Raw genomic sequence first — 13,023 nt, 5'->3', positions numbered from 1 at the left:
GATCGGCCATTCGCCACCACCGAATACAACGCAACCTCACAAGACAGGCCCGACTGCCTGGCTAGCACGACTGTGCCAGCAGAGCAGCATCGGGTCAGGAAGGACACCATGGGCAAGGCGACCGGTTTTCTCGAATTTCCCCGCCAGAACGAGGCATACGAAGCGCCCGAAGCGCGCGTGAAGCATTACAAGGAGTTCGTGTTCGCGCTGGCGGACAACGAAGCCAAGATCCAGGGCGCACGTTGCATGGACTGCGGCATTCCGTTCTGCAACAACGGCTGCCCGGTCAACAACATCATCCCGGACTTCAACGATCTGGTGTATCGCCAGGACTGGAAGACGGCGATTGAAGTGCTGCACTCGACCAACAACTTCCCTGAGTTCACGGGCCGCATCTGCCCGGCGCCGTGCGAAGCGGCTTGCACGCTGGGCATCAACGAACTGCCGGTGGGCATCAAGTCGATCGAGCACGCCATCATCGACAAGGCCTGGAAAGAAGGCTGGGTCGCGCCCCAAGTGCCGAAGCACAAGACCGGCAAGACCGTGGCCGTGGTCGGCTCGGGCCCTGCGGGCATGGCTGCTGCGCAGCAACTGGCGCGCGCCGGTCACGATGTGACGCTGTTCGAAAAGAACGACCGCATTGGCGGCCTGCTGCGCTACGGCATCCCCGACTTCAAGCTGGAAAAGGCACAGATCGACCGCCGCATGCAACAGATGGAAGCCGAGGGCGTGACCTTCCGCACCGGCGTGATGGTGGGCGACAAGACGGTTCCGGCCGGCATCACCAACGACGCGCGGGAGATGATCTCTGCCGACGACATCCTTAAGCAATTCGACGCCGTCGTGCTGACGGGCGGTTCGGAAGTGCCGCGCGATCTGCCGGTGCCGGGCCGTGATCTGGACGGCGTGCATTACGCGCTGGAATTCCTGATCCCGCAGAACAAGGAAGTGGCCGGCGATGCGCCGAACCCGATCCGCGCCGATGGCAAGCACGTCATCGTGATCGGCGGTGGCGACACGGGCTCGGACTGCGTGGGCACGTCCAACCGCCATGGCGCCGCGTCGGTCACGCAGTTCGAACTGCTGCCGCGTCCGCCCGAAGAAGAGAACAAGCCGCTGGTGTGGCCGTACTGGCCGATCAAGCTGCGCACGTCGTCGTCGCACGACGAAGGTTGCGAGCGCGACTGGTCGGTCGCCACCAAGGCGCTTATCGGTGAAAACGGCCGCGTGACGGGCCTCACCGGTGTGCGCCTGGAGTGGAAGGACGGCAAGATGGCCGAAGTTGCAGGCAGCGAGTTCACGCTCAAGGCCGATCTGGTGCTGCTGGCGATGGGCTTTACGAACCCGGTCGGCGGCGTGCTGGATGCCTTCGGCGTGACGAAGGATGCGCGCAACAATGCGCGTGCCGCCACCGAAGGCGACAACGCCTACGCCACCAACGTGCCGAAGGTGTTCGCCGCCGGTGATGTGCGCCGCGGCCAGTCGCTCGTCGTGTGGGCCATCCGGGAAGGCCGCCAAGCCGCCCGCTCGGTCGACGCGTTTCTCATGGGCCATTCGGAACTGCCGCGCTGACCACGCGGTTGACCGGATGACTCAGGCCCGCCTTGGCGGGCCTTTTTATTTGTGACGCACGTGTTTTGGCGCGCGCGTCATGCCTCATGGTTTACGTCGACATGGTTTACATGAGTGCAGGGCGGACGGGCGGATTTCTAGAATGAGATCTCCTCGTGATCCCAACCTGCCTCATGCGACCTCGTGCCCGCAATGTGCGTGCTGATGTGCCCCACGCGCCCGATGTGCCGCATATGCCGGACCGGCAGCGGCGGCGGGCGCTTGCGTGGCTGGGTGTGCTGCCGGCAATGCTGACGTCGCCCGCGCATGCATTGCTGCAAGGGTATCCCTCGCAACCGCTGCGTCTGGTCGTGCCGGCGGCGGAAGGCAGTGCGTTTGATGCGCTCGCCCGGGCACTGGCGACGCAACTGCAACAGCAGGTCGGCCGCGAGGTGGGCGTCGAGGATCGCCCCGCAGCCAATGGCATGGCCGCCGGTGAGGCCGTTGCCCGCGCGCCATCTGATGGCCATACCTTGCTGCTTCAACAGACCACGTTCGTCGCTCAGCCCGCGCTGGAACCAGCGTCGTATGACCCGCTGCGTGACTTCCAACCGGTAGCGATGGTGGCCACGCTGCCGCTGTTTCTCGCTGTCGATGCGCGCTTGCCGATCTACTCCATCACCGATCTGCTTGCGCAGGCGCGCGGCGAGTCCGTCACGGTCAATTGCGGCTCGGATATCGTCGGCACGTGGTCGCACCTTGTCGCCGAGCAGTTTGTGCGCGACTACGCTTTCCATGCGCCGCATGTGGCCGTTCGCGGTGAAGCGGGGCTCGTGCAACAGATCCTGGCCGGACGCATGTCGGCATGTTTCGCCTGCTATCCGAGCGTGGCGGCAGCCGCTGCCAATGGCCAGCTACGGTTGCTCGGGGTGACGGGGGGAGCTCGCTCGCGCTTCGCGCCCGCCGTGCCGACGCTACGCGAAGGCGGTCTCGCCGGATTCGATCGCAGCGCCTGGATCGGCACCTTCATGCCCGCGCGCACCCCCCGGCTTTTGTCGATGCGCGCGGCGGCCGAACTGCGTCGCGCCGTCGCTTCAGGTGACGTCCACGCTACGTTGCGTGCTGGCGGCTTCGAGCCGGAATGGGATGCCCCCGACACGTTTGCCCAAGCCGTGCGCCGTGATGCCACGCATTGGCAGGGGGTGATTCGCCAAGCCGATCTACGGCTCGATAGCGGCGAATAGGCCACTTCCACTGCCGGTCTGCAGCGCCAGCCCAACTTCGCAGGCGCACCACTTTCAGCAACCCGCAAGGGCCGAAAACCCGCGGCGCGGCGAACAAGCCACACTAACTGTCGGTAAGCAAGGCGTGACTGACGGGCTACGCGGGTTTCCACCTATAATGGCGGGCCGCGCGAAGCCACCTCTTTTGGCGAGCCCGCGGAAGTCAAGACAACGAGATGCGGCAGCATGAAGCCGCCAACCTGCCGAGCCCTCTGCACCGATCTCTACCGTGTCCACCCAGCCTTCCAACGCCGTTGTCGAACTCGATCAGGTCGATTTCGCCTATCAGCCAGGCGCGCGGCGCATTCTGTCCGGCCTGTGCATGCGCGTGCCCAGGGGCAGCGTGGTGGCCGTCATGGGTGGCTCCGGTTGCGGCAAGACGACGATTCTGCGCTTGATTGGCGGCCAAGTGGCCGCTGCCGCCGGCACAGTCCGCGTACACGGCCAGGACATCGGCGCCATGGGCAAGCGTGAGCTGTACGCGGCACGCCGGCAGATGGGCATGCTGTTCCAGTTCGGAGCGCTGTTTACCGATCTGTCCGTGTTCGACAATGTGGCATTTCCACTGCGCGAACATACCGAACTGCCCGAACTGCTCATCCGCGATCTGGTGCTGATGAAGCTCAACGCCGTCGGCCTGCGCGGTGCGCGCGACCTGATGCCCTCGGAGATTTCCGGCGGTATGGCGCGGCGCGTGGCATTGGCGCGGGCGATCGCGCTCGATCCGTCGCTCCTCCTTTACGACGAGCCGTTCGCCGGGCTGGACCCGATCTCGCTGGGCCTGACCGCCTCGCTCATCCGCAAGCTGAACGACGCGCTGGGCGCGACCAGCATCATCGTCTCGCACGACGTGCAGGAGACGTTCCGCATCGCCGATTACGTCTACTTCATCGCCAACGGTAGCATTGCCGCGCAGGGCACGCCGGCTGAGCTCACCGCGTCGACCGATCCGTTCGTGCGCCAGTTCGTGCGTGGCGAGGCGGACGGCCCTGTGCCGTTCCACTATCCTGGGGCGCCCCTGGCCGATGACTTCGGTCTGGGCAAGAACGGAGGCGCACGGTGATCTCTACCATCGGCCGCTTTGTCCTGGTGCTGGTCAGCCGCTTCGGCTACGCCGCGCGCACGTTGATTTCGCTCATTGGCGCTTCCGGCGATGTGCTTCGCCGCCCGCGCCTGGTGATCGAGCAACTGCGCTTCGTCGGCAATGATTCGTTCATCATCATTGCCGTATCGGGCCTGTTCGTTGGTTTCGTGCTTGGCTTGCAGGGTTACAACACACTTAACCGATACGGCTCCGAGCAGGCGCTGGGCCTGCTGGTGGCGCTGTCGCTGGTGCGCGAACTGGGGCCGGTGGTGACGGCACTGCTGTTTGCCGGTCGTGCCGGTACCTCGCTCACGGCCGAGATCGGCTTGATGAAAGCCGGCGAGCAACTGATCGCCATGGAAATGATGGCCGTCGATCCGCTAGCCCGCGTGCTGGCGCCGCGCTTCTGGGCGGGTTTCATTGCCATGCCGCTGCTGGCCGCGATTTTCAGTGCGGTGGGTATTCTGGGCGGATACTTCGTCGGGGTCGGGCTGATTGGCGTGGACCCTGGGGCGTTCTGGTCGCAGATGCAGGCCGGCGTGGATGTCATGGACGACGTGCTTAACGGCGTCATCAAGAGTGTCGTGTTTGGTGTGGCGGTCACCTTCATTGCGCTGTACCAGGGCTATGAGGCCAAGGCCACGCCGGAAGGCGTCTCGCGCGCGACTACCCGGACGGTGGTGATCGCGTCGCTCACCGTGCTGGCGCTGGATTTCGTGCTCACGGCACTGATGTTCAGCTGAGCCGCCGGTTGTCGTTAGCGTTCAACGAGAAAAGATCATGCGTAAAAGCGTCCTCGATTTCTGGGTCGGCCTATTCGTTCTGGTGGGCATCATTGCGCTGCTATTCCTGGCGCTCAAGGCGGGCAATATGAGCTCGTTCTCGTTTGCCAAGACTTACCAGGTGAAAGCGGCCTTCGACAATATCGGCGGTTTGAAGGTGCGGGCTCCGGTCAAGAGTTCGGGTGTGGTGGTCGGCCGTGTGTCGCAGATCCTCTTCGACGACAAGAGCTACCAGGCAATCGCCGTGCTCGATATGGATCAGCGTTATCAGTTTCCGAAAGACAGTTCGGCCAAGGTCCTGACCTCGGGTCTGCTGGGTGAGCAATACATCGGTATTGAACCGGGCGGCGACTCGGCCATGCTTGCCAGCGGCAGCAAGATCACGATGACGCAGTCGGCGGTGGTGCTGGAAAACCTGATCAGCCAGTTCCTTTACAGCAAGGCCGCGGATGCCGGTGCCGGCAGCGCTAATGGCAGTGCTGGCGGAGCCAAGCCGGCCGAGGGCAGTGGGAGCAAATAAACCATGAAAACAACAACATCCATCCGTACGCTGCGCGGCTTTGCGCTGGCCGTGGCTGCAGGCGCCTCGCTGCTGGCCGGCTGTGCCACCGGGCCGAATGCCAATCCGGCCGATCCGATCGAGCCGTTCAATCGCGAAGTCTTCCGCATCAATGAGGACCTAGACAAGGGCGTGCTGAAGCCGGTTGCGCAAACGTATGTCGATGTGGTGCCGTCGCCGGCGCGCACGGCGGTGTCGAACTTCTTCTCGAATGCAGGCGATGTCTATTCGGCCGTCAACAACCTGCTGCAGTTGAAGGGCACGGCCGCGCTGGAAGACACCATGCGTGTGGCGATCAATACGGTGCTGGGTCTGGGTGGTCTGATCGACATCGCGTCGGACGCCGGCCTGCCCAAGCACAAGGAAGACTTCGGCCAGACACTGGGTGTATGGGGTGTGCCGTCGGGTCCGTACGTCGTCTGGCCGTTGCTTGGTCCGAGCACCGCACGTGACACTGTGGGGTTCCTGGTGGACTGGCAGATGGATCCGCTCACGTACTGGCACGACAGCGCAGTCACCTACTCGCTGGCCGCCCTGCGCGTGGTCGACGTGCGTGCGAACCTGCTTGGGGCCAGCAACGTGCTCGAACAGGCCGCTGTCGACAAATACACCTTCTTGCGCGACGCCTATCTGCAGCGCCGCCGCTACCTGATCTATGACGGCAACCTGCCGGAAGATCAGGACAACAAGAAATCACCGGATACCGGTGACGCCACGGTCTCGCCGTACCAGCGCTTCACCCCCAACTGGCCGGTATTCCGTCGCTGATCGGTACACGTAACAAGGTCGCCTCAAAGGTGACAAGGCGTAAAACTGGCCGGCCCGCACGAACTTGCCTGCGGGCGGTCTGTTCTAATCGCCAACAAGATTGCGGCGAATGTGCCGCAAGCGACCCGAAAATCACACTATAAGGACGCGATATGTTGAAGAAGCTTCTCCGCTCCCTGTTCGCCGGTCTCACGCTGACGGCCGCCGTGGCAGCCGCGCCGGTCCACGCTCAGGAGGCGGATGCACAGGCCACCGTCAAGACGGCTGTGGACGACGTGCTCACCACCATCAAGAGCGATCCGGAGCTGCGTGGCGGAAACATGACCAAGGTGTACCAGCTCGTCGACCAGAAGATCGTGCCGCGCGCCGATTTCAAGCGCACCACGCAGATCGCCATGGGCCGCTTCTGGAACCAGGCGTCGCCGGAGCAACAGCAGCAGATTCAGGAAAGCTTCAAAACGTTGCTGATCCGCACTTACGCCGGCGCGCTGTCGAACGTAAAGAACCAAACCGTTTCGTACAAGCCGTTCCGTGCGGCCGCGGATGACACCGACGTGGTGGTGCGTTCGACCGTGAACAACAACGGCGAGCCGGTGGCCCTGGATTACCGCCTGGAAAAGACGGCCGGTGGCTGGAAGGTGTACGACATCAACATCAGCGGCCTGTGGCTGTCTGAAACGTACAAGAACCAGTTTGCCGATGTCATCAGCAAGCGGGGCGGCGTGGCCGGCCTGGTGAGCTTCCTGAACGAGCGCAACACGCAGCTCGAGAAGGCTCCGGCAAAGTAAGCAGCCTTCCGGTAGAATCGACACAGCGGTCAACTCTGGCCGCTGTTTCTTTTTCTGACGCATCCATTTCCACCATGTTGACCTTGTCCGGCCCGCTGACTCACCGCGAAGCGCCGCGCGTTCTGCGCGAGGGCGAGGCTCAGCTCGGCCAAGCGCGCGAAGCCGGCATTGCCGCACTGCACGTCGATTGCGCCGGCTTGTCGCAGGTCGATTCGTCTGCGCTGGCGGTGCTGCTGTCATGGCAGCGCACCGCACAGGATGCCGGTATCGCGCTCGATATCGCAGGCGCTCCGCAAGCGCTGTCCAACCTCGCCACGCTGTACGGCGTGGAGTCTCTGCTGGCCGTCGCGCCGGCCCCTGCCGCCGACCATCACGCTCGACATTGAGGCGGCGTCCGGTGTGGGCGCGGGGTGATTGCCCCGAACCCATCATCGCGATGCCGCGCTCCGGTCGGGGCGTTGCGCGCGCCCTCGGCATTCGCGGTTCGGCGTCGTTAGCTGTGGCGCCGTGAGTTGGTGCAGTTCCCCTATAATTCTGGGTTTGTCGCTCTGCAGCCGCCGTGTGCGGTATCCGCGGCCGTCACGGTCTTGTCGATCCACGGCCCTGGGATGCGCAGAGTAGTTCACTTTGTCGGCCATGAAAGCCATCGAAATCGCTGACGTCCGCAAGCGCTACAAGTCGTTGCAAGCGCTAAAGGGCGTGAGCTTGTCTGTCGAGCAGGGCGAGTTTTTCGGCCTGCTGGGCCCCAACGGCGCGGGCAAGACCACGCTGATCTCCATCCTCGCGGGCCTGAATCGTGCCGATTCCGGCCACGTACGTGTGCTCGGTCACGACGTTGTTTCCGACTACCGCATGGCGCGCCGCAAGCTCGGCGTGGTGCCGCAGGAACTGGTGTTCGATCCGTTTTTCACGGTGCGCGAGACGCTGCGCCTGCAGTCGGGCTATTTCGGCCTGACCAAGAACGACGACTGGATCGATGAGGTCATGGCCAACCTGGACCTCACCAGTAAGGCAGACGCCAACATGCGCGCGCTGTCGGGCGGCATGAAGCGCCGCGTGCTGGTGGCGCAGGCCCTGGTACACCGCCCGCCCGTGATCGTGCTGGACGAGCCGACCGCCGGCGTGGACGTCGAGTTGCGCCAGACGCTGTGGAAATTCATCTCGCGGCTGAACCGCGAAGGCCATACCGTCGTGCTGACCACGCACTACCTGGAAGAAGCCGAATCTCTGTGCGACCGCATCGCCATGCTCAAGTTTGGCGAAGTGGTGGCGCTCGATCGCACGGCGAATCTGCTCTCGCAATTTGCCGGGCTGCAATTGGTGCTGAGCTTTGCGAAGGGAGCGCTGCCCGCGTCGCTGGAAGCCCTGCGCCTGCCGGGCAACCACGGCGAGCGCGGTGTGCGCTTGCGCCTGTCGGGCTATGGCGAAGTCGAACAGATTCTCTCCACGTGCCGCCTCGCCGGCTGCGAGATCGACGACATGGAAGTCGCCAAGGCTGATCTGGAAGACGTGTTCGTGCAGATCATGCGCCGCGAAGGTGGCTTGCCGGTCGGGCCTCAAGCGCCTGCCATTCCCGATTCTGCGCTGGAGCCCGCCGCATGAGCGCCATTCCCGAGAGCTTGCCGGGCCGTTGGGTCGGTTTCCGCACGCTGCTTTACAAGGAGGTGCTGCGCTTCTGGAAGGTGAGCTTCCAGACCGTGGCCGCGCCGGTCCTGACCGCGCTTCTGTATCTGCTGATCTTCGGTCACGTGCTGGAAGATCGCGTCAAGGTGTTCGACCAGCTGAGCTACACCGCTTTCCTGGTGCCCGGTCTGGTGATGATGAGTGTGCTGCAGAACGCATTCGCAAACAGTTCGTCTTCGCTCATCCAGTCGAAGATCACCGGCAACCTGGTGTTCATCATGCTGCCGCCGCTGTCGCACTGGGAAATGTTTGGCGCGTACGTGTGCGCGTCTGTGATTCGCGGTCTGGCCGTGGGTACGGGCGTGCTGGTCGTGACGACCTTGTTTGCGCATCTGCACTTCGCGCAGCCCCTGTGGATCATCGTGTTTGCGGTGCTGGGCGCGAGCGTGCTGGGCACGCTGGGGCTCATCGCGGGCATCTGGGCTGAAAAATTCGACCAGCTTGCGGCGTTCCAGAACTTTTTGATCGTGCCGGCCACCTTCCTGGCCGGCGTGTTCTATTCGATTCATTCGCTGCCGCCGTTTTGGCAGGCGGTATCCCACGCCAACCCGTTCTTCTACATGATCGACGGCTTCCGCTACGGCTTCTTCGGTGTGTCCGATGTGCCGGTGACGACGAGCCTCGGCGTGATGCTGATCGCGCTGGTCGTGGTGGGGGGAGTGGCCCTGCAGATGCTGCGCACGGGCTACAAGCTGCGCCATTGATGCGTCACATAAAACATGCGCACCACCCTTGGGAAACCCTGAAAAGCATAGCGAGCGATCCGAGATTGACCCGAGAAGCACAGCCGTACACGAGTACGGCGAGCATCGCAGGGCCAAGCTCGGGGCGCGCAGTAGCTTTGCAGGGTTTGCCTAACGTTTTTGGAGAAGGGACGGCTATGTTGCCCACACCCGAACAAGTCAAGCAGTACATCGAAACCGGTCTGCCGTGCGAGCACCTCGAAGTGGAGGGCGACGGCCAGCATTTTTTTGCCACCATCGTCAGCGGGCAATTTGAAGGCAAGCGGTTGATCCAGCGTCACCAGCTCGTCTACGCAGCGCTGGGTGAGCGGATGCGCGCGGAAATCCACGCGCTTTCCATGAAGACGCTCACCCCGGCGGAGTGGCAGTCCTGATGGCCGAGCTTGATCCCACCCCGGTTACCGTTTCAACCGATTCCGACCTCGCGCTCGCTGAGCGCCCCTCTCAAAGTGATCGACGAGACGTCTCGCTCATGGACAAACTGCTGATCGAAGGCAATGGCCCGTTGTCGGGCGAAATCCGCGTGTCTGGCGCCAAGAACGCCGCGCTGCCCATCATGTGCGCCGCGCTGCTGACGGCCGAGCCGCTGGCGCTGAGCAACGTGCCGAACCTGCAAGACGTGCGTACGATGCTCAAACTGCTGCGCCAGATGGGCGTGGAAGGTGCGCTCGACGGTCACCACCTCACGCTCGACGCCGCGACCATCCACACGCCGGAAGCTTCGTACGACCTGGTGAAGACCATGCGTGCGTCGATCCTGGTGCTGGGCCCGCTGCTGGCGCGTTTCGGCCATGCGCGTGTGTCGCTGCCGGGCGGTTGCGGCATCGGCGCGCGTCCGGTCGATCAGCACATCAAGGGCCTGCAACTGATGGGCGCCGAGATCGTCATCGAGCACGGCTACATCGAAGCCAAGCTGCCTGAAGGCGCCAAGCGCCTGCGTGGGGCGCGCATTGTCACTGACATGGTGACGGTCACGGGCACCGAAAACCTGCTGATGGCCGCTGCGCTGGCCGACGGCGAAACCGTACTGGAAAACGCAGCGCGCGAGCCCGAAGTCACCGACCTGGCCAACCTGCTCGTGAAGATGGGCGCGCGCATCGAAGGCATCGGCACCGACCGCCTGGTGATCCAGGGCGTTGAAGCGCTGCACGGCGCCGCCCACACGGTGATTGCCGATCGCATCGAAGCCGGCACGTTCCTGTGTGCCGTGGCTGCGGCCGGCGGCGACGTGACGCTGCGCGGCGTGCCGCCCGGCATTCTGGATGCCGTGCTCGACAAGCTGCGCGAAGCTGGCGTGACGCTCGCCACAGGCGACGATTGGATCCGTGTGCAGATGACGGGCCGCCCCAAGGCAGTGAGCTTCCGCACGTCGGAATACCCGGCGTTTCCCACCGACATGCAGGCGCAGTTCATGATGCTCAACGCCATTGCTGAAGGTTCCGCCACGGTAACGGAGACCATCTTCGAAAACCGCTTCATGCACGTGCAGGAACTGAACCGCCTGGGCGCCAATATCGTCATCGATGGCAAGACGGCGGTGGTGACGGGCGTCGAGCAATTGTCGGGTGCGACCGTCATGGCGACCGATCTGCGCGCCTCGGCCAGCCTCGTCATTGCCGGCTTGATCGCGCAGGGCGAGACGCTGGTCGACCGCATCTATCACCTCGACCGCGGCTACGACCGCATCGAAGACAAGCTGTCCGCTGTCGGCGCCAAGATCCGCCGCATTCAAGCGTAAGGTAAGGAACCCGCCGGCCATGAACGCATTCCAGTCCGCCTCCAACCAGCTCACGCTGGCGCTGTCCAAAGGGCGCATCTTTGAAGAGACGCTGCCGCTGCTGAAGGCCGCCGGCATCGAGGTGACCGAAGATCCGGAAACCTCGCGCAAGCTGATTCTGCCGACGTCGGATCCGGCGCTGCGCGTGATCATCGTGCGTGCGTCCGACGTGCCGACCTACGTGCAATACGGCGCGGCGGACTTCGGCGTAGCCGGCCGCGACGTGCTGATGGAGCACGGCATGGCCGGCCTGTATGCGCCCATCGACCTGAACATCGCCCGCTGCCGCATGTCGGTGGCGGTGCCCAAGGGCTTCGATTACGCCAACGCGGTGCGCCAGGGCGCGCGCCTGTCGGTGGCGACGAAGTATCTGAATACCGCGCGCGAGCACTTCGCCAAGAAGGGCGTGCACGTCGACTTGATCAAGCTGTATGGCTCGATGGAGCTGGGCCCGCTGGTGGGCCTGGCTGACGCCATCGTCGACCTGGTCAGCACGGGCGGCACGCTGCGCGCGAACAACCTCGTCGAGGTGGAAGAGATCGTGCAGATATCTTCCCGGCTGGTCGTCAACCAGGCTGCGTTGAAACTCAAGCGCGACCGGCTGGCGCCCATCCTCGACGCTTTCGAGCGCGCCTCCGCGACGGACGCGCGCGTTGGGGAAGCCGCATGAGCCTGACCATCCGTAAGCTGGATTCGACCGAAGCCGGATTCGCGGCGCAGCTGCGCCAGGTGCTCGCTTTCGAGGCGAGCGAAGACGAAGCCATCGACCGCGCCGCCGCGCAGATCCTGGCCGACGTGAAGGCGCGCGGCGATGCCGCCGTGCTGGAGGCCACGCGCCGCTTCGACCGCATCGAAGCCGACAGCGTGGCCGCGCTGGAACTGTCGCCAGCCACCCTGCAAGCCGCGCTGGATGGCCTGGAGCCGAAGCGCCGCGCGGCACTGGAAGCCGCTGCTGCCCGCGTGCGCGCGTATCACGAGAAGCAGAAGATCGAGTGCGGCACGCACAGCTGGGAATACGCCGAAGCCGATGGCACGGTGCTCGGCCAGAAAGTGACGCCGCTCGACCGCGTGGGCATTTACGTGCCGGGCGGCAAGGCGGCATACCCGTCGTCGGTGTTGATGAATGCGATTCCGGCTCGCGTGGCCGGCGTCAAGGAAATCATCATGGTGGTGCCCACGCCGGGTGGCGTGCGCAATGAGCTGGTGCTGGCTGCTGCTTGCATTGCCGGCGTCGACCGCGTGTTCACCATCGGCGGCGCGCAGGCTGTGGGTGCGCTCGCTTACGGCACCGACACCGTCCCCGCCGTCGACAAGATCGTCGGCCCGGGTAACGCCTATGTGGCCGCTGCCAAGCGTCGCGTGTTCGGCACGGTTGGCATCGACATGATTGCCGGTCCGTCGGAAATCCTCGTCATCTGCGATGGCACGACCGATCCGGATTGGGTGGCGATGGACTTGTTCTCGCAAGCCGAGCACGACGAACTGGCCCAGTCGATCCTGCTGTGCCCGAACGCAGAGTTCATCGCGCAGGTGGAAGCCAGCATCAACCGCCAGCTCGAAGACATGCCGCGCCGTAGCGTGATTGCCGAATCGCTGTCGGGCCGTGGCGCGCTCGTCAAAGTACGCGACATGGAAGAGGCGTGCGACATCGCCAACGACATCGCGCCCGAACATCTGGAGATTTCGGCAGAGAACCCGCGCCAGTGGGCCGAGCGCATCCGCCACGCCGGCGCGATCTTCCTCGGCAAGTACACCAGCGAATCGCTGGGCGATTACTGCGCGGGTCCGAACCACGTGTTGCCGACCTCGCGCACGGCGCGCTTCTCATCGCCACTGGGCGTGTACGACTTCATCAAGCGTTCCAGCCTGATCGAGGTGAGCGAAGCCGGCGCGCAGATGCTGGGCGAGATTGCTGCCGAGCTGGCCTACGGCGAAGGCCTGCAGGCGCATGCCCGCAGCGCTGAATATCGCCTGCAACGCCCCGCCTCCGAATAACACTCGCCGC

The 13,023-nt window shown here is 64.2% G+C and carries 14 protein-coding genes; all 14 read left to right on the top strand.

Annotation, left to right across the window (positions count from 1 at the left end; translation table 11 throughout):
- Nucleotides 1–108 precede the first annotated feature (108 nt).
- A complete protein-coding gene (locus BG83_RS0117065) occupies nucleotides 109–1,572 on the top strand; it encodes a glutamate synthase subunit beta (RefSeq protein ID WP_024977851.1) in 1,464 nt (487 codons plus the stop codon).
- A gap of 173 nt (nucleotides 1,573–1,745) precedes the next feature.
- Entirely contained in the window at nucleotides 1,746–2,795 is a 1,050-nt protein-coding gene (locus BG83_RS0117060) for a tripartite tricarboxylate transporter substrate binding protein (RefSeq protein WP_037032055.1), read from the top strand.
- Between the two features lie 268 nt (nucleotides 2,796–3,063).
- Nucleotides 3,064–3,897, top strand: coding sequence for an ABC transporter ATP-binding protein (locus tag BG83_RS0117055; protein WP_024977849.1), 834 nt, complete (start codon nucleotides 3,064–3,066; stop codon nucleotides 3,895–3,897).
- Nucleotides 3,894–4,661, top strand: coding sequence for a lipid asymmetry maintenance ABC transporter permease subunit MlaE (mlaE, locus tag BG83_RS0117050; protein ID WP_024977848.1), 768 nt, complete (start codon nucleotides 3,894–3,896; stop codon nucleotides 4,659–4,661). Before BG83_RS0117055 ends, mlaE begins: the two co-directional genes overlap by 4 nt.
- Nucleotides 4,662–4,698: 37 nt before the next feature.
- Entirely contained in the window at nucleotides 4,699–5,220 is a 522-nt protein-coding gene (gene mlaD / locus BG83_RS0117045) for an outer membrane lipid asymmetry maintenance protein MlaD (protein WP_024977847.1), read from the top strand.
- 3 nt (nucleotides 5,221–5,223) lie between these two features.
- A complete protein-coding gene (locus BG83_RS0117040) occupies nucleotides 5,224–6,027 on the top strand; it encodes a VacJ family lipoprotein (RefSeq protein ID WP_024977846.1) in 804 nt (267 codons plus the stop codon).
- Nucleotides 6,028–6,179: 152 nt separating this feature from the next.
- The gene (locus BG83_RS0117035) at nucleotides 6,180–6,815 is read left to right on the top strand and encodes an MlaC/ttg2D family ABC transporter substrate-binding protein (RefSeq protein ID WP_024977845.1); all 636 of its coding nucleotides are present in this window, start codon (nucleotides 6,180–6,182) and stop codon (nucleotides 6,813–6,815) included.
- Nucleotides 6,816–6,889: 74 nt separating this feature from the next.
- The gene (locus tag BG83_RS0117030; protein ID WP_024977844.1) at nucleotides 6,890–7,201 is read left to right on the top strand and encodes an STAS domain-containing protein; all 312 of its coding nucleotides are present in this window, start codon (nucleotides 6,890–6,892) and stop codon (nucleotides 7,199–7,201) included.
- Nucleotides 7,202–7,451: 250 nt separating this feature from the next.
- A complete protein-coding gene (locus BG83_RS0117025) occupies nucleotides 7,452–8,417 on the top strand; it encodes an ABC transporter ATP-binding protein (protein WP_024977843.1) in 966 nt (321 codons plus the stop codon).
- Nucleotides 8,414–9,202: an ABC transporter permease gene (locus BG83_RS0117020; RefSeq protein WP_024977842.1), complete on the top strand. Its 789-nt coding sequence runs from the start codon at nucleotides 8,414–8,416 to the stop codon at nucleotides 9,200–9,202. The genes BG83_RS0117025 and BG83_RS0117020 overlap by 4 nt, the downstream gene beginning before the upstream one ends.
- A 176-nt stretch (nucleotides 9,203–9,378) precedes the next feature.
- The gene (locus tag BG83_RS0117015) at nucleotides 9,379–9,615 is read left to right on the top strand and encodes a BolA family protein (protein ID WP_024977841.1); all 237 of its coding nucleotides are present in this window, start codon (nucleotides 9,379–9,381) and stop codon (nucleotides 9,613–9,615) included.
- A 98-nt stretch (nucleotides 9,616–9,713) separates the two neighbouring features.
- On the top strand, nucleotides 9,714–10,979 hold the full coding sequence (gene murA, locus BG83_RS0117010) for a UDP-N-acetylglucosamine 1-carboxyvinyltransferase (RefSeq protein WP_024977840.1): 1,266 nt from the start codon (nucleotides 9,714–9,716) through the stop codon (nucleotides 10,977–10,979).
- A 19-nt stretch (nucleotides 10,980–10,998) separates the two neighbouring features.
- The gene (gene hisG, locus BG83_RS0117005) at nucleotides 10,999–11,688 is read left to right on the top strand and encodes an ATP phosphoribosyltransferase (protein ID WP_009241938.1); all 690 of its coding nucleotides are present in this window, start codon (nucleotides 10,999–11,001) and stop codon (nucleotides 11,686–11,688) included.
- The gene (gene hisD / locus BG83_RS0117000) at nucleotides 11,685–13,013 is read left to right on the top strand and encodes a histidinol dehydrogenase (protein ID WP_024977839.1); all 1,329 of its coding nucleotides are present in this window, start codon (nucleotides 11,685–11,687) and stop codon (nucleotides 13,011–13,013) included. Before hisG ends, hisD begins: the two co-directional genes overlap by 4 nt.
- The last annotated feature ends 10 nt before the right edge of the window (nucleotides 13,014–13,023 follow it).

The organism is Ralstonia pickettii (assembly GCF_000607165.1).
GTDB lineage: Bacteria > Pseudomonadota > Gammaproteobacteria > Burkholderiales > Burkholderiaceae > Ralstonia > Ralstonia holmesii.
Note: the sequence above shows the minus strand (reverse complement) of the source record. Positions and strands in the feature narration are given on the sequence as shown.